14 protein-coding genes are annotated in these 16,521 nt (G+C 39.0%); 11 read left to right on the top strand and 3 right to left on the bottom strand.

Translation table 11 applies throughout. From position 1 onward, the window contains the following. Nucleotides 1-48 precede the first annotated feature (48 nt). The 6 genes from gcvH to AWN68_RS09175 all read left to right on the top strand — a co-directional run bounded on the left by gcvH (nucleotide 49) and on the right by AWN68_RS09175 (nucleotide 3,834). Nucleotides 49-429 (top strand): glycine cleavage system protein GcvH, encoded by a 381-nt coding sequence (gcvH, locus tag AWN68_RS09200; RefSeq protein WP_068414401.1) that lies wholly within the window; start codon nucleotides 49-51, stop codon nucleotides 427-429. 14 nt (nucleotides 430-443) lie between these two features. Then, entirely contained in the window at nucleotides 444-812 is a 369-nt protein-coding gene (locus AWN68_RS19280) for a VanZ family protein (protein WP_068414399.1), read from the top strand. A 54-nt stretch (nucleotides 813-866) separates the two neighbouring features. Further along, nucleotides 867-1,541, top strand: a complete 675-nt coding sequence (locus tag AWN68_RS09190) for an energy transducer TonB (RefSeq protein ID WP_068414396.1) — start codon at nucleotides 867-869, stop codon at nucleotides 1,539-1,541. A gap of 148 nt (nucleotides 1,542-1,689) precedes the next feature. Beyond that, nucleotides 1,690-2,358 (top strand): energy transducer TonB, encoded by a 669-nt coding sequence (locus tag AWN68_RS09185; RefSeq protein WP_068415202.1) that lies wholly within the window; start codon nucleotides 1,690-1,692, stop codon nucleotides 2,356-2,358. A gap of 81 nt (nucleotides 2,359-2,439) precedes the next feature. After that, nucleotides 2,440-3,114 carry an energy transducer TonB gene (locus AWN68_RS09180; RefSeq protein WP_068414394.1) on the top strand — a complete coding sequence of 225 codons (675 nt, stop codon included), beginning with the start codon at nucleotides 2,440-2,442 and terminating at the stop codon, nucleotides 3,112-3,114. Between the two features lie 54 nt (nucleotides 3,115-3,168). Continuing rightward, complete coding sequence (locus AWN68_RS09175; RefSeq protein WP_068414391.1) at nucleotides 3,169-3,834, top strand: energy transducer TonB; 666 nt, start codon at nucleotides 3,169-3,171, stop codon at nucleotides 3,832-3,834. A 76-nt stretch (nucleotides 3,835-3,910) separates the two neighbouring features. On the opposite strand, the gene AWN68_RS09170 is transcribed toward AWN68_RS09175, so the two are convergent. Genes AWN68_RS09170 through AWN68_RS09160 form a run of 3 tightly spaced genes read right to left on the bottom strand, consistent with a single transcriptional unit; the run spans nucleotide 3,911 to nucleotide 9,195 of the window. After that, nucleotides 3,911-4,792: a YicC/YloC family endoribonuclease gene (locus tag AWN68_RS09170; RefSeq protein WP_245657992.1), complete on the bottom strand. Its 882-nt coding sequence runs from the start codon at nucleotides 4,790-4,792 to the stop codon at nucleotides 3,911-3,913. A gap of 59 nt (nucleotides 4,793-4,851) precedes the next feature. Beyond that, on the bottom strand, nucleotides 4,852-8,118 hold the full coding sequence (locus tag AWN68_RS09165) for a TolB-like translocation protein (RefSeq protein ID WP_068414384.1): 3,267 nt from the start codon (nucleotides 8,116-8,118) through the stop codon (nucleotides 4,852-4,854). Between the two features lie 24 nt (nucleotides 8,119-8,142). After that, entirely contained in the window at nucleotides 8,143-9,195 is a 1,053-nt protein-coding gene (locus tag AWN68_RS09160; protein WP_068414380.1) for an NAD(P)/FAD-dependent oxidoreductase, read from the bottom strand. 71 nt (nucleotides 9,196-9,266) lie between these two features. Here AWN68_RS09160 and AWN68_RS09155 point away from each other — a divergent pair, with 71 nt between their 5' ends. Genes AWN68_RS09155 through AWN68_RS09135 form a run of 5 tightly spaced genes read left to right on the top strand, consistent with a single transcriptional unit; the run spans nucleotide 9,267 to nucleotide 16,495 of the window. Then, nucleotides 9,267-9,914 carry an MBL fold metallo-hydrolase gene (locus tag AWN68_RS09155; RefSeq protein ID WP_068414377.1) on the top strand — a complete coding sequence of 216 codons (648 nt, stop codon included), beginning with the start codon at nucleotides 9,267-9,269 and terminating at the stop codon, nucleotides 9,912-9,914. Between the two features lie 3 nt (nucleotides 9,915-9,917). Next, nucleotides 9,918-10,616 carry a CDP-diacylglycerol--serine O-phosphatidyltransferase gene (gene pssA / locus AWN68_RS09150; protein ID WP_068414372.1) on the top strand — a complete coding sequence of 233 codons (699 nt, stop codon included), beginning with the start codon at nucleotides 9,918-9,920 and terminating at the stop codon, nucleotides 10,614-10,616. A 20-nt stretch (nucleotides 10,617-10,636) separates the two neighbouring features. Further along, entirely contained in the window at nucleotides 10,637-14,038 is a 3,402-nt protein-coding gene (gene porU / locus AWN68_RS09145) for a type IX secretion system sortase PorU (RefSeq protein ID WP_068414369.1), read from the top strand. A 31-nt stretch (nucleotides 14,039-14,069) separates the two neighbouring features. Further along, a complete protein-coding gene (porV, locus tag AWN68_RS09140; RefSeq protein WP_068414366.1) occupies nucleotides 14,070-15,221 on the top strand; it encodes a type IX secretion system outer membrane channel protein PorV in 1,152 nt (383 codons plus the stop codon). Nucleotides 15,222-15,226: 5 nt separating this feature from the next. Next, nucleotides 15,227-16,495, top strand: coding sequence for a M16 family metallopeptidase (locus AWN68_RS09135; protein WP_068414363.1), 1,269 nt, complete (start codon nucleotides 15,227-15,229; stop codon nucleotides 16,493-16,495). Nucleotides 16,496-16,521: the final 26 nt, after the last annotated feature.

Raw genomic sequence — 16,521 nt, 5'->3', positions numbered from 1 at the left:
ACTTTTCACAATATTCCGTTTATTTTTGATCGAATTTATTTTAGAGAAATGAACATACCAGAAAACTTATTGTATACCAAAGATCACGAGTGGATAAAGGTTGAAGGAAATGAAGCAACAGTTGGGATTACTGATTTTGCGCAAAGCGAACTAGGCGATATCGTCTATGTTGAAATTGAAACAGAAGGAGATTCGCTTGACAAAGAAGAAGTATTCGGTACAGTGGAGGCTGTAAAAACCGTTTCTGATTTATTCATGCCGCTTTCGGGTGAAGTAAAAGAATTTAATAGCCAGCTTGAAGATGCTCCGGAAATAGTGAATTCTGATCCCTACGGAGAAGGTTGGATGATCAAAATCACCATGAGTGATCCTTCGGAAGTTGAAGGCCTGATGGATGCCGCTAGTTATAAAGCATTAATTGGTCAATAGATCCAATTTGCCTGATGCGCTCGTTTATAAAACAATATTGGGCCAGCGTATCTTGGGCCATAGTTTTGGCAGTATTAATGTTGTTGCCACAAGATTCTTTTCCCGAGTCTAAATTACTTTCCTATGACAAAATAGCCCATTTGGGTGTCTTTGGAATTCTAAGTTTTTTAGTCCTTTGGGGTAAAAGAAATAACAAGGGCAAAGTTCGACTTGAAAACAAATACCTATGGAATTCGTTAACTATATGCGTAGTTTATGGATTGATTTTGGAATCATTGCAGTCCGTTGTTCCTGGTAGAATGACAGATATATACGATTTGCTCGCAAATACAATTGGAGCTATTGTAGGTGTCGTAGTTTTTTCTACTTTTATGAGATATTAGTTTGCGAATACCAAACTAATGCTATAGTTTTAAAAAGTGTAACTAAAAGAGATTATGGAAGCTAAAAAGACTCCGTCAGCAGACTTGAACAAAAAGTCCAGCCTATTCTTAGCAATAGGCCTGCTTGTGAGCCTTGGTGTAACATTCGCTGCCTTTGAATGGAAGAAAACTGAAAAAGGTGAGTTGATGGACCTGGGTATGGCAACTGACGATTTTGAAGATTTAATTGAAATCCCACCAACCGAACAACCACCTCCCCCACCTCCCGTAAAACAGCAACCTCAAATTATTGAGATTCCTGATGAAGAGGAGATCGAAGAAGAAATCGAGATCAATTTGGATGTGGAAATCACCGAAGAGCAAGAGGTAGAAGAAATTGTTTTTGAAGAAGAGCCTGAAGAGGAAGTAGGAGATGAAATTTTCCTAATCGTTGAAGACAATGCTGAATTCCCTGGCGGAGATGCTGAGTGGAATAAATTCTTACAGAAAAATTTGAAGTACCCTCGTTCAGCTTCAAGAATGGGAATTGAAGGGTCAGTATTCTTATCCTTTGTTGTGGACAAGGAAGGTAAACTGTCAGATATTACTGTAACAAGAGGAATCGGTGGAGGCTGTGATGCTGAAGCAATTCGAGTATTGGAATCATCTCCAAGATGGACACCTGGAAAACAAAGAGGAAGAGCTGTGAAGTCAAGAATGGCAATCAGAATTCTCTTCAAACTTAAATAATATTAAAGAGCCCAATCTAATTGGGCTTTTTTAGTTATTTATTAACTAGTTTTTTAGTTTTATATTGAGTATCTTTAGTTAGTTGTTCTTGAAAGGCTACTCTTTTAAGAAAAGTGAGAAGACATGTTCAATCTTAAATTATAAAACTATGGAAGCTAAAAAATCTCCTTCGGCAGATATCAACAGGAAATCAAGCCTGTTTCTTGCTATTGGCCTGTTAGCCAGCCTTGGAATCACATTTGCTGCCTTCGAATGGAAGCAGCACGAAAAAGGTGACCTTATGGACTTAGGTGTGGCCTTAAACGATTTTGATGACCTAATCGAAATCCCACCCACCGAACAACCACCACCAAAAGCCCCTCCTATTCAACAACCAGTCATTGTTTCAATACCAGATGACGAGGAAATTGATGCGGATATTGAAATCAATATCGATGTGGATATTACGGAACTAACTGAAATCCAGGACCTCGTTTTTGAAGATCAAGCTGATGAGGTAGTTTCAGATGAGCCCTTCTTAATCGTAGAGGACCCAGCCACATTCCCAGGAAATGGATGGAACAAATTCCTAAATGACAATTTGAAATACCCTCGTCAAGCACAACGAATGGGAATCGAAGGGACTGTAGACCTTGCCTTTGTAGTTGATGCTAATGGTGCGATCTCAGATATTGAAGTAATAAGAGGCATTGGGGGTGGATGTGATGAGGAGGCCATTCGAGTACTTAAAGCTTCTCCGAAATGGATTCCAGGAAAACAAAGAGGTGTAGCGGTTAAATCAAGAATGGCCATCAGAATTAAGTTCAGACTAAAATAACTTAAAGCCCAAGTACATTGGGCTTTTTCAGATCATTAATAACTACGCTTTTAGTTTTAACTAATGAAAAACAAATAAATTATGGAAACAAAAAAGACTCCTTCGGCTGACTTGAATAAAAAGTCCACTCTATTCTTAGCCATCGGCCTGCTCATTAGTCTCAGCCTTACCTTTATCGCATTTGAATGGAGGGTATATGAAAAAGGTGAACTAATGGACCTGGGCATGGCCATGACTGATTTTGACGATTTAATAGAGATTCCACCTACAGAACAGCCACCTCCGAAAGCTCCTCCTCTTCAACAACCAGAAATCGTTCCCATTCCAGACGATGAGGAAATCGATGAAACCATTGAAATCAACTTAGATGTAGACATTACAGAAGATACAGAGGTCGAGAACCTAGTTTTTGATGCGGAACCCGAAGCAGAAGTGGCTGATGAAATTTTTCTGTTTGTCGAAGAGAATGCCAAGTTCCCTGGTGGTTGGGGTGAATGGGGTAAATTTCTAAACAAGAACTTTCAATATCCTCGTCAAGCAGTGAAAATGGGGATTGAAGGTACTGTACACTTATCATTTGTAGTTGATGCAAATGGTGTCATTTCCGACATAGTCGTAACCCGAGGCATTGGAGGCGGATGTGATGAAGAAGCCATAAGAGTACTTCAATCATCGCCAAAATGGAGCCCTGGAAAACAAAGAGGGGTTGCAGTAAAGTCAAGAATGGCCATTCAGATCAAGTTTGGTTTAAAGTAAACTATAAACCCATTTATAGAATTTGTACTCATTTTAATTTTAAACAGTCATAACATGGAAGTGAAAAAAAACGCACAATTAGATACTCAAGAAAAAAGACCTCTTTTCCTCTTCATTGGATTGTGCATTAGCACGGGACTTAGCCTAGCCGCTTTTGAGTACAAGACCATACCAGCAGCGCCTCCAGTCATATCATACGAAACAGATAGTCTACATGGTTTTGATGAGCCTCCAATCACAATTATAGAACCACCAAAGCCTATTATTCAACAGCCAGTATTGTTAGAGATTCCAAATGAAGAGGAACTCAATGAAACAGTCATATTTATTAATGAAGTACACCCATTAGATTTTCTAAATATTGAGTCCACTGAAGTTATTGCCAAAAAACCAGAAAAAGCTGAGGACCCATTTATTGTAATGGAAAAGCAAGCTTCCTTTCCTGGGGGAGCCGAAGCATGGGGTAAGTTCCTAAATAAGAATTTCAAGTATCCGCGAAACGCTCAAAGGATGGGAATAGAAGGAAAGGTAGTATTGACTTTCTTTGTAGCCGCCAATGGAGATATTTCTGATCTAAAAGTATTGAGAGGCATTAGTAAAGACTGCGATGCGGAAGCCATTCGTGTACTCAGCAAATCGCCACGCTGGAATCCTGGTCAACAGAGAGGGGTTCCAGTGAAATCACCAAGGCGTGTAACCATTAATTTCAAACTCAATTAACCTCAAACAACGAAAAAGGCCTGCTGTGAAAGCAGGCCTTTTGTCTATAACTCATACAACGCTGTTACATCAAGGCTTAGATGATGTTTAAGAGCTGTTCTTTGATCTTCTCTAACTCATCCTTCATGCATACCACGAAACGCTGCATAGGCGCGTAGTTGGCCTTAGAGCCAATGGTGTTAATTTCTCTTCCAATCTCTTGAGAAATGAAATTCAATTTTTTCCCCTGCGAATTGGCTTCCTTTAATATCTCTAAAAAGTAATCAAGATGCGCGTTCAAACGAACAAATTCTTCACTTACGTCCAGTTTCTCAATAAAGTAGATCATCTCTTGCTCAAACCTGTTCACGTCAAACTGATCAGAGCCAACCAAATCCTTTTGGTGACTTTCTATTCTCTCTCTAATAGACACCAATCGTTCAGCTTCTACTGCCTTGATGTTATCCAAGTAACTCCCAATATTCTTGATATAAGATTCAAGCTCTGACTGAAGTTTCGCACCTTCTTGTTCTCTGAATTCGTTACAATGCACAATGGCAGCAATTATATTCTCTTTGGTAAAATCCCATTGCTCAGCAATGAGTTCTTCACTAACACCAGAGCCAGACATCACTTCTGGGCTGTGCAAAGCCAACCTAAAAAGATCTCTTTTTTCAGCACCAACTTCAGTAGCCAGTTGGTCATACTCATTATAGTATGATTTAAACAAGACATGGTTCACTTCTTGTTTTGAGGCTTCAGCATCATCTGAGCTCATTTCGATACTCACCGCCACTTTACCTCTAACCAACTCCGAATTCAGCATATTCCTGATTTCAAGTTCCTTGTCTTGCAAATGTCGTGGTAAACGAATTTGTGCATCAAGAAATTTAGAATTGAGTGAGCGAATTTCAACTGAAACTTGCATAGCGCCCTTCTGCGCCTTAGATAGGCCGTAGCCCGTCATTGATTTAAGCATGGAAATTTGTTTTAAACAACTCGCGAAGTTAAAGCTATTCAGTCAATCTCAAAAAGGAATCAGAAATCGTAACCTATTGATATTTGAAGTTTAGGATTTCCTACTTCGAAATCTCGGATCGGCCAAGCCACGTCCAGCCTTGAGAAAAAGCCAAAAAGCATAGTTCTCATTCCTACCCCAGTACTTTGCAACCATGGATTACTAAAATCATTAATTACGCCAGAAAAAGGAGAGCCAGGAAGTGTTATCTCCTCGGTGTTCACATCATTTCGGGCGTTAAAGGCAGAAATTTCGTACCAAGCTGACCCAACGTCATAAAAGCCAAGAAACATAAGATTCCTAATAAAACTTGATTTTGTCTCAGCTGTAGCTAAAAATTGATTTACAGGTAGCCTAAGCTCTCCTGAGAAAGTCAAAACGGTACTTCCCTGAAACGTATTATAGGAATAACCTCTCAGGTTAGTAAATTGGTTAAATAGAATATCGCTGTTGTCATTAAGACTTTGTAGAATAAAAGGATCAGGTTCGGTACCCTCTACAGCTTCACGTTTATTAAACGCCCAGTTATCTACCCCGCCTAGTAAGTAAGCCTTAGGTGCATTTCCACCATAATGTCCAAAGAATAACCTTCCTGCCAAATAAACTCCCTTGGTAATTCTTTCATAATGGCGAACATCCACTTCAATTTTATTAAAGCCTACCGCATTTTTATTCAGCTTTGAATGAGACTCAAAGCTAAGTTTAGCTCTTGTCCCCTCGTGTATATTGACACCTCCTGTTAAGCTATTATCAAAAACAACACTCGTCTTCAATCCCAAATAATTCGCTGTTTTTTCTGCCTGAATTCCGGCAGGTGCATTAAGTAACAACAGATAATCTAAATCAATATACCTAGTCTGTTCAAAAAATGGAGTGACTTCAAACCTTAGGTAAGGACTATAAGGCAAAGCGGCTCCAAGCTCAAACCTATTGAGGTTATAGCGTTGCGACTGGGGAGTAGTATTGTCCCTTAGGACAATAGACTTTCGATAATATTTAGCTTTTACGTCAATGGCTTCTTTGAGATAATCATATTCCAAAAAAACATCATATCCACTATTAAAATTATATGGAATCAATGCTCCTCCATGAAACCTATGATTTTCTAGATAGTCATTCATTTGAATTTCCAATAGCTGAGAAAAAGCCCTCAGTTCATCAATTACAAATGATGTCACTATATTATTGGTTTGAAAGCGTGATTCGTACACATTTGGACCCTCTATTGTATTTTTTACTCCCCTATTTTGGTAAAGGCTCAAAAAAGACCTACTCGATCCCTGGTCATCAGACACTGGTGTTTCAAACTTATAATCCTTAGAATTTACCTTAGACTCATTTTTGAATACATAGTTTTCTGTATCAATTGCCCCAGTTTTTAAAGAATCAATTTGTGGCTGTTTTGGTATTTCTGAACTTTTTAGGGTCTTTTCAAGACTATCAATATTTTCTGTATTCAACAATCTCTTTCTCCTGATTTCAGTAAGTATACGAATACTTTCAAGTTCTCTTCTAGGAGTTACAGGCGTAAATACATGCTGAATATTACTCAAGTTTTCAAGGTAAATAACATCCTTAGAGTCAATAGTAGAAATAAAAGCGATTCGATTATTATTGGGGTCGAGAGAGAACTCCTTAATTCCCAAGCTATAATTACTCATTTGCTTACTGATCGAATCGTTGATCGTATGTAAATAGAGGTTATTGACTCCTTGTTGATCGCTCAAATAATAAACTTCATTTAGGCTCTTGGCAACAGGATTCGATTCAACCGAAAGAGAATTGGTTAACTTACCATAAACACTATCTACCAAGTCCAAATCATAAGTAAACACATTAAACTGGTTGGATTCAACATCTTTTAAAGCACTTGGCCCTTCTACATAGACACTGTCACTAGGTCGGTTTGAAACAAATAATACCACATTGGATTCAGGCAGAAAGCTAATATCTCGATCGTCATAGCTATCATTGGAAATTCTTCTGATTGTGCCTCTATTCACTAAAAACAAATAAGCGTCACTTTTGCCATTGACCACTCCAGTTAAAGCGGCCAGTCTCCCTCCTTGCTTAAATTCAAAACTTTGAATTTGCCCCACAGTAGGAATGGCCAAAACCTGTTGTCCTTTTGTACCAACTCTCTTAATTGTTACTGTATTCCTACCCTCAGTATTGGCCACAATGCCCAAAGTAAATTCATCAACCCAACTCAAGAGGGGGTAATTATCGTTTACTTCTTGGCTTAATAGTTTAATCCCTCCTTTATAAATCACCTCCTCTTCTTGAGAATCCATATTGATCACTCGAACTTCATACTTCCCTTTGTCAAAGACAGCATAGGCCAACAACGAGCCTTCACTGTTAAATTTCAAATGACTAATAACCGATGTTTTGGATCGACTGCTAGAAATGACTTGTGTTTCTGGAAGCCTTTTATAACTCTCTAAAATTCGAGTATTCATTTGGGAATAATAGGCTTTCCACCCTGTCATGAAATCTTTATAAGGAACTCCCAATGTTTTGGAAATACTGCTCTCTTCGTCCTTAACTATTCTAGCTAAGTTCAGAATATTCGAAATATCTCTTTTACCATAGGTTTGGGCGATGAAGCTCCAAATGGACTGGCCCAATAGTAAATTAACCTCCTTGCTCAATTTTGAAAATTTGACTGGCTGATCTTGGGAGACATACTCTCTGGCCATGTCGTCAGCCTCTTTCGTCCATCCATAAGCTACATAGGCGGAAATACCATCGATAAACCAATTGGGAATTGGTGATGAAAAAGAAGATTGAAACATCTCCGCAAGGTTTCCTCCAAACCACATCTCTTCCACCAACATTTTGGTAAAATTGAAGGTCAACTCCTTTTTAAATGAAGTGTAATCACCCGAAAAAGCAATCTCAACCTGAGATTTAACAAAGTCTGTTTGACCACCAATCGTAAAATCGTCTCCTCTTACACCTACATTACTCTGCTGTTTTTCTGCAATGGAATTATATAAAAATACCCTAGTTTGAGAATATGGAAAAAAACCAATGGTTTCGGTCACTCGACTGAAATCAGACTCTAAGTAGGCAATCGACTTCTTGGCTAAGTCTTCTCCGCCTTCATAAAAATAAACTTCAAAATTATTCGACTTTAGATATTGCCAATCGAAGTATTTGTATTGAATTCTGTTCTGCCCATACTCTTCACGATACACCTGCGCCTCAGAAGAAAAAGGAGTCGATAAAAAGCCAATGGTTAAAAAGGCTAATATGATTGGGTAACGTAGAGATTTAAGCATATATCTTCTTTTCAGAAAAGACTGTTAATATAACGAAAAAAATCGCTCAATATTGACCTCATCATCTATACTGCCAGCCTCTGTTAAAAGCTGCGTGAGCTGCATAGCATAATACGGAATGAGAGAAACCCCTTTTGTGCCAAATCCATTAAAAGAAATCAAATTTTTAAATTCAGGATGTTGACCAATTATTGGTTTTCTATCTTTTGTCGCGGGCCTGACGCCAGCCAACTGATACTCAATTTCATAAGGAAATTTGACCAGCTCGTTCAATTTATGTACTAACACATTTTTTGCCTCAATGGTTGGATTTTCATCCAAATTTTGATGATCATAGGTTGAGCCTACTTTGCAAATTCCGTTTCCTAAAGGAATAACAAAAACACCTCTGTTATGAATTACCCTTAAATCTTCCTCTGTCTTAATCATCAAGAGTTCGCCCTTTACAGGCCTTAACGGCATCCACCCGAAATATTGTTGCTCAAGCGATTTATGACCGTTGCAGAAAATCACTGACTTACATTTTATACCCTGATAACTGGCGAAACCCTCATTCAACTTTAAATCGGCAGGATTGAAATACGTTTGTGTTAAACTCTTTTTCTTTTCCAAAAATATTCTTGAAGCATCCAAAAGTTTACCCGTATCCACAAAGCCAGATTGATTTAACAGAATTCCTCCAAAGTCATCGTTGACTTGATTTCCGTAGGCCGAACTATTATGAACTGCCTTTACATACGAAGAATAATCAATGTCAGCGCTTTTACCCATCCATTCATTCAGTTCTTCAGGAGAAATAAATGGTCGATAAATAGGGATATCATTGACAAAATCGGCTTCTAACTGCTGTTGAAATTTAGGGTAATAGTCTGTCAGGTAACCGAATAGGTTATCTACATTCCAAGTTTTGACCATCTTACGACCAGTCACGGGATTATAAAGTCCTCCTGCAATTTTTGATGAATTGGAAAGCAATGGATCGTCAAAAACCATCACACTACAACCCGCATTTATCAAGTGATTGGCCAAGATACTTCCAGCCAACCCCTGCCCTACCAGAATATAATCCACTAACATTGGCCGAATTTAAACCAACATTTTTTGAATAATGGCTATTATTAAATGAAATTTGAGCAAAACAGTATTTTATGATCAAGATCAAGCCATTCACCTTTAATCCCTTTATGGAAAACACCTATGTTTTGTTTGACGAAACAAAGGAAGCGGTAATCATAGATCCCGGATGTTATGAGAAGGAGGAAGAGGCCGAATTGGTTAAATTTATTGAAAGCGAAGGTCTCAAGGTGAAATCACTCCTAAACACTCACGGTCATATAGACCATGTTTTAGGCAATGATTTCGTGAAAAGGAAATTCAATGTTGATCTCGTTATCGGTGAACATGATGAAGAAACACTTAGATCTGTAGGTGTCTACGCTGCCAATTATGGTTTCCAGAATTATACGCCTGCTCAACCTAACAAATTCTTAAAGGAAGGAGATACCGTGAAATTTGGCAAAAGTGCACTAAAAGTATACTTCACTCCAGGCCATGCCCCCGGCCATATTGTTTTTGTAAACGAAGAAGAAAACATTTGTATTGGTGGCGATGTGCTCTTTGAAGGGAGTATTGGAAGAACAGATTTACCCGGTGGAGATTTGGATACCCTTATTGACAGCATTCATTCCAAACTCTTTAAATTGGATGACGATATGGTGGTATACCCTGGGCATGGCGGCCCAACAACCATTGGAGATGAAAAAGCCAACAACCCATTTTGTGCTATTAAAAAATAACCATTGGAACCCATCAAAAAAGCCATCCCAAACCTGTTTACCCTCGCTAATTTAAGCTGTGGAACAGTCGGTATTATTCTTTCTTTTCAGGGAGAAATTGAAACTGCATGTTATCTTATTTGGCTGGCTGCTGGCTTCGATTTCCTCGATGGTTTTTTAGCTAGAATCCTCAAGGCACAATCCGAAATAGGTAAGCAACTGGATTCTTTAGCTGATTTGATCACTTTCGGTTTACTGCCAGCCATTTTGTACTACCATATGCTTGTAGGTAAAATAGACTCGCCTCTAGAATACGCGGGGGTACTCATTGCCGTTTTTTCTGCCCTGCGCTTGGCTAAGTTTAATGTTGACGAAAATCAAACTACGAGTTTTACGGGCTTAACCACCACAGCAAACGGAATATTCACCAGCACACTTCCTTTAATCATTGTGGGAGATACTTTTATGAGTGGCTCTCTGGCAAACGAATGGGTGCTTTTCACTTGTGCCATCGTCTTTTCCTTACTCATGGTAGCCCCCGTTACTTTACTTTCTTTCAAATTTTCAAACTTTACCGTAAAAGACAACTGGCAGCGTTTTCTACTTATCTTATTGAGCATTGTGCTCATTGTAATTTTCAAAACTGCTGCAGTCCCCTTAATCATTGTTGTTTATCTTTTGCTTTCGCTGCTCACTCAGCCCGCACATAAGAAAATTGCTTAAATAACGTTGAGTTCCAAGAAATGGCCAGTCGATTACGATCAAAACATATCTTGCTCATTGCCTTTCTTATTCAGGTATTTGTTGGGAACGCGATTGCTCAAACCTCTAGCGTTTTAGCCACCAGCAAATGGGTGAAAATGAGCTTTGCGAAGGAAGGCATTTACCGCATTGATCAGAATACCCTAAGCCAAATGGGTTTTGACATCGGCTCTATAAACCCTCAGAACATTGCTATTTATGGAAGTAAGGGAGGAATGCTTCCTCAAGCCATTTCGATTCAAAGAGAAGGACTTAAAGAAACCTCCATTTTTGTTTCGGGGGAGGCCGATGCTACTTTCAACTCAGATGACTACGTTCTCTTTTATGTAGATCGAGTCAATGAACTCCAGTTCAACCCAGCAACGAAGAACTTTGAATCTATTCAAAACCTCTATGCAGATGAAGTTCATTACTTTATCACAGTTAAAAATAATGGCAAAGGCCTGCGAATCACTAACCTTCCGAGCTTAGGCATCAGTCTGCCAGAGGTAAGCATCTACAACAAAATTATTCGGCACGAAACGGATATCAAAAACATTCTTGGTTCTGGAAGACAATGGTTTGGAGAAAGCTTCAATACAAATAATGAGTTAACCTTCGACTTCCCGCTTTCTAGCTTGACTGCCAACGGGCAAATCAAAGTGCAGTTAGATGCTTTGACCCAAGCATTCAATACTACTTCGATCAGCGCAAGCCTCAATAGTCAATCCATAGGGCAACTTGACTTTTCGGCTATTCAAGATACGCGCTATGGCATTAAGGGGAATGAAGCATCGGACGTATTCGAAATCAATTCTTCTAATTTCTCTGGGGTAGATCAGCTTAGCTTAAAGCTCACCTTCAACCAAGGAGGTTCCAATAAAGCTGTGGCTTACTTGGATCGTTTCCTATTGGATATTCCAACCAAACTTCAATATACAGGCAGCTCCATTTTATTTCGAAGTACAAAGTCCTTAGATCAAGCCTTAACCACTTTCAAAATTTCTGAAGCGAATCAGAACCTGATGGTTTGGGACATTACCACCCCATTGGCTGTTCAAAGTCAAGCGTATAGTTTAAGTGGTTCAGAAATTCGATTTGGTGCTTTTTCAGATCAACTTCATGAATATGTTATGTTTGAGGCAGCATTACAACCCCTTCCAACAAAATTTGAGGTTTTGGCCAATCAAGATTTAAAAGGAAGTTCAACGCCAGATATGGTAATAATTTCCGCTCCAGAGTTTTTAACCGAAGCGGAAAGACTAGCAGCCTTTAGAAGAAGTGAAGATAATCTTACAATCTTAGTAGCCACTCCACAACAGGTATACAACGAGTTTTCAGCAGGCAGGCAAGACATAACGGCCATCCGTGATTTCATGCGTCACTTAAAGTTACAAAATGATCAACTCAAGTATTTACTTCTTTTTGGTAAAGGCTCTTATGATTACAAAAGTAGAATTGAAGGCAACTCTAACTTGGTTCCCACTTATGAATCCAGAAGTTCGATCCACCCATTAACCTCATATTCTTCAGATGACTATTTTGGCTTTTTGGAAGATGATGAAGGAGAGTGGACTGAAAGCAGAGCAGGTGATCACACCTCAGACATTGGAATAGGTCGAATTCCGAGCACCACTTTAGCGCAAGCCAAAACCGCGGTTGATAAAATTATTAACTATCAAACTTCCGCAGAAAGCATAGGAGATTGGAGGCGCAGGTTGGTTTTTGTTGCCGATGATGGTGATAACAATTTACACCAGCGCGATGCAGACCAATTGGCTACATTGGTTGACACTACTTATGCGGGCTTTAATGTGCGCAAAATTTACCTCGATGCTTATGAGCAAATCAGATCGCCCAATGGTGAGTCATCGCCAAAAGCTGAGAAGGCCTTACTAGACGCTGTTGAGCAAGGCGTTTTGATTATGAACTTCACAGGCCATGGCGCAGAAACGGGATGGATGCAAGAGCGAATTCTAACCACCCAGTCCATTGACGATTGGAAAAACATTCACCGACTACCTTTATTAGTAACCGCTACTTGTGAATTTGCTAGAAACGATGATCCCACCATTTTTTCTGGTGCTGAAAAGATAATGTTCAAAGAAGATGGTGGTGCTATTGCTTTGGTAGCCACCGCGCGTCCCGTATTTTCTTCTTCCAATTACGCCTTGAATCTTGCGCTCTACAAGACCATTCTGGAACAGCCTAATGGTAATTTTCAAAGGCTTGGCGATATCATTCGATTCACAAAAAATAATGCCCTGAATGGAGCAAACAACCGAAACTTCATCCTTTTAGGCGACCCAAGCATGCGCTTGGCTTACCCTAAAAATGAAATCACAATCACAAGTATCAATGGAAAAGCACCTGCTGCCAAAGCAGATACGCTAAGTGCGCTAGAAAGGGTGAGAATTCAAGGACAAATTGAATCCAATGGTCAGAAAATAGAACCCTTTAATGGTGAACTCACTTTTAGTCTTTTCGACAAGCGAAACCCTTTACAAACGATTGGTACTGAAAGTGATAAGTTTGTATATCTGGAGCGTAATAGTCAACTTTTTAATGGGCAAGCATCAGTAATTAATGGGACATTCACCGTGGAATTTGTGGTACCGAAAAACATCAACTATCAATATGGAAGTGGGAAAATGAGCATGTATGCCTTGAATAACAGTAATCCAGAAGATGCTTTCGGTGCTAAAATCGATTTCATACTCGGAGGTACAGCCAAAAATCTTTACGAAGACAATATTCCACCTAGTATCAGGACTTTTATTAATGACTCCACCCGTGTCACAACACCAGTGGTAAAACGTGATGCAACGCTCATTCTTAAATTATTCGATGAAAGCGGCATCAATATTTCAGAAAATGGTATTGGTCAAAACCTTTCGGTTACGCTAAACGATTCGGTGACTTACAATTTAAATAGTCTTTATAATGCTGATAAAGATAATTTCAGAAAAGGAGGAGTCCTCTTTCAAATGCGAGACTTACCTTTAGGTATCAACATCTTAGAGGTTAGAGCTTGGGACAACTACAATAACCTGACTAAGAAAATGATCGAATTTACAGTGACAAATGAAAATTCTACAATCATTACAGAAATAAACAGCTACCCTAACCCGTTGATAGAGAATACCACTTTCAATATTTCGCATAACAGCGCAGGCGAACCATTGGATTTACGGATTGAAATCATAAATGCTCAAGGAGAGAAAGTTATTTCAATCCATTCAGACATTGAAGTGGGCTCAAATACAGAAAGTATTTCATGGAATGGTTTAGACAATTCAGGGGTTAAATTGGGTAAAGGAATCTACGTTTACAATGTTGTTTTAATGTCTAAAAACAACGGAAAAACGTACACCAAGCGCAAAAAACTTATTATTTCATATTAGTTTTATAATAGTATCTTTGAAAAAAAATTACATGAAAATTAACATTAGGATCGTAGCAATCCTGGTATTAGCCGTCATTTTTTCGTTTCCAGTTACCGCCCAAAACTCTGGGGTAATTTCAGGACAGGACACCAAGAAGAACGTAATCACTACCGCGGTTCCTTTTCTAACTATTGCGCCAGACCCAATTTCGGGAGCGATGGGGGATGTTGGAGCAGCCACTGCGCCTAATTCCAATACTATCCACTGGAACCCCGCAAAACTTGCTTTCATTAACAATGATTATGGTTTTGCTTTTTCATACACGCCTTGGTTAAGCAAGTTTGTAGACGACATGTCGATTTCTTACTTGTCAGGCTACAAAAAGATAGATGACAATCAGGCTTTTGGAATGGCCCTTACCTATTTTGATTTGGGAGACATTCAGCTTACTGATGGAGTAGGTAATAATCTTCAGGTAATTAACCCGAGAGAGTTTTCCATTGCTGGAACCTACTCAAGAAAATTAAGTAACGATTTAAGTATTGGGGTTACAGGTAAATTCATTCACTCTAACCTTTCTGGAAACATAACCACGAGTCCAGTAATGGACCCTAAGCCAGGCACCAGTATTGCCGCTGACATTGGAGTATATTATAAAACGGAAATGAATGTTTTAGACAAGCAAAGCCAGCTTTCGTTTGGTGGTATTATTTCAAACATTGGTGCGAAAATCTCCTACAACACAGCCGATGAAGAAGATTTTATTCCAACTAATTTAAGACTAGGAGCTGCACTAGCCAGTTTCCTTGACCCTTACAACAAAATCACTTTCGCCTTAGACTTTAATAAATTGATGGTACCAACCCCTCAGGCAGACGGTAGTCACAGAGATAAGTCCTTGATTGGAGGTATGTTTGGTTCCTTTGCCGATGCGCCAAATGGCTTTAATGAGGAGCTTCAAGAGATTATGATTTCTTTTGGGACTGAATACGAATACAAAGAAGCTTTTGCATTAAGGGCTGGGTATTTTTCAGAGCACCAAAACAAAGGCAACCGAAAGTATTTCACCATGGGCGTAGGCTTTAAAGTTAAAAAATTAGGAATCGACTTTGCTTATTTAGTTCCAACACTTCAGGAGCACCCTTTGGCCGAAACCTTGCGTTTCGGACTTACTTACAACCTTGACAAAAAAGCCAAATAAACCGAATGCTCGATAGAACAATCGCTCCGGGTTTTAACCCCATCAAAAAAGTTACTATTCCTCAAGTTGATTCATCAGTACTTTCAAATGGAAGGAAAATCTTCTTTTTGAATGATCCAGCTGTAGAGGTATTTAAAATTGATTTGGTAATTCCTTGCGGAAGTTGGTTTACCGAAAATTATAACCTGATCTCATTCGCGCTTAAAATGCTGAATGAGGGTACCACAAAGCGTAACGCTCATCAGTTGGCCGAAGCCATTGACTTCATTGGAAGTTTTGCTGAATTCTCTCCTAGTTTCGACCAAAGCACAATCTCATTTTATGGCCTTTCTAGGTTCTTTGATAAGAATTTAGCCCTTCTTTCCGAAGTAATAAGCAACCCTAGTTTTGATGAACAGCAGTTTGAAACGTTAAAGAAAAAAGAGGTTCAACGTTTAAAATTGAACTTCGAAAAAAGCAGTTACTTATCTTCTGTAGCTTTAAGAAGCTCACTTTTTGGACTTGATCATCCTTATGGAAAAAGTAACAGTGTAGAAAAAATACAGGCCGTTGAACTCTCAGAAGTAAAAGCGTTTTTCGCTTCAAATTTCAGCGATTTCGATATCATGGTTTCTGGAAAACTACCAAGTAATTTCCTTGAAGTGCTTGAATTGAACTTCGGCAAAAGCCAAGTAAAAAAAGTAAGCTTACCTGAGTACAAAATCACAAACACGGTAGGTCACTTAAATGAAATCCGTAAACCGGCTTTTGTTCAGTCTTCAATAAAAATCGGAAAAGTACTCTTCAACCGTACCCACCCTGATTATATGAAGTTCACGGTAGCCAACGAGCTTTTTGGAGGGTTCTTTGGCTCGCGCTTGATGAAGAATATTCGTGAAGAAAAAGGCTTTACTTATGGTATTCATTCACATCTCTATTCCCTTAATCAGGAAGGCTACTTCAGTATTGGTACAGATGTAAATGGCGAAAACGAACAAGCGACTATTGACGAGATTTTCAAAGAAATTGTAAAGCTACAACAAGAGCCTGTTGGCGAAAATGAATTGGAAACAGTAAAAAACTACATGGCAGGCTCTTTTGCTGGCTCTGTAAATTCGCCTTTTGCCATTATGGAGAAATTCAAGGCAGTCTATTTTCAAGGTATGGACATGAGTTTTTACGAGCAGTATTTAAACTCGGTATACAAAGTTACCAGCGAAGACATTTCCCAAATGGTAAATACCCACCTTCAACCAGACAGCTTTTACACTTGTATTGCTGGGCCAGAGAAGTAATGAAAAACCCGAACCTTTGTAGATTC

It is taken from the genome of Roseivirga echinicomitans, from assembly GCF_001592935.1.
GTDB lineage: Bacteria > Bacteroidota > Bacteroidia > Cytophagales > Cyclobacteriaceae > Roseivirga > Roseivirga echinicomitans.
This window is presented reverse-complemented; position numbering and strand designations above follow the sequence as displayed.

Coding starts and splice junctions, on each gene's coding strand:
- gcvH (WP_068414401.1), top strand. CDS start 49: ATGAACATACCAGAAAACTTATTGTATACCAAAGATCACGAGTGGATA.
- AWN68_RS19280 (WP_068414399.1), top strand. CDS start 444: ATGCGCTCGTTTATAAAACAATATTGGGCCAGCGTATCTTGGGCCATA.
- AWN68_RS09190 (WP_068414396.1), top strand. CDS start 867: ATGGAAGCTAAAAAGACTCCGTCAGCAGACTTGAACAAAAAGTCCAGC.
- AWN68_RS09185 (WP_068415202.1), top strand. CDS start 1,690: ATGGAAGCTAAAAAATCTCCTTCGGCAGATATCAACAGGAAATCAAGC.
- AWN68_RS09180 (WP_068414394.1), top strand. CDS start 2,440: ATGGAAACAAAAAAGACTCCTTCGGCTGACTTGAATAAAAAGTCCACT.
- AWN68_RS09175 (WP_068414391.1), top strand. CDS start 3,169: ATGGAAGTGAAAAAAAACGCACAATTAGATACTCAAGAAAAAAGACCT.
- AWN68_RS09170 (WP_245657992.1), bottom strand. CDS start 4,792: ATGCTTAAATCAATGACGGGCTACGGCCTATCTAAGGCGCAGAAGGGC.
- AWN68_RS09165 (WP_068414384.1), bottom strand. CDS start 8,118: ATGCTTAAATCTCTACGTTACCCAATCATATTAGCCTTTTTAACCATT.
- AWN68_RS09160 (WP_068414380.1), bottom strand. CDS start 9,195: ATGTTAGTGGATTATATTCTGGTAGGGCAGGGGTTGGCTGGAAGTATC.
- AWN68_RS09155 (WP_068414377.1), top strand. CDS start 9,267: ATGATCAAGATCAAGCCATTCACCTTTAATCCCTTTATGGAAAACACC.
- porU (WP_068414369.1), top strand. CDS start 10,637: ATGGCCAGTCGATTACGATCAAAACATATCTTGCTCATTGCCTTTCTT.
- porV (WP_068414366.1), top strand. CDS start 14,070: ATGAAAATTAACATTAGGATCGTAGCAATCCTGGTATTAGCCGTCATT.
- AWN68_RS09135 (WP_068414363.1), top strand. CDS start 15,227: ATGCTCGATAGAACAATCGCTCCGGGTTTTAACCCCATCAAAAAAGTT.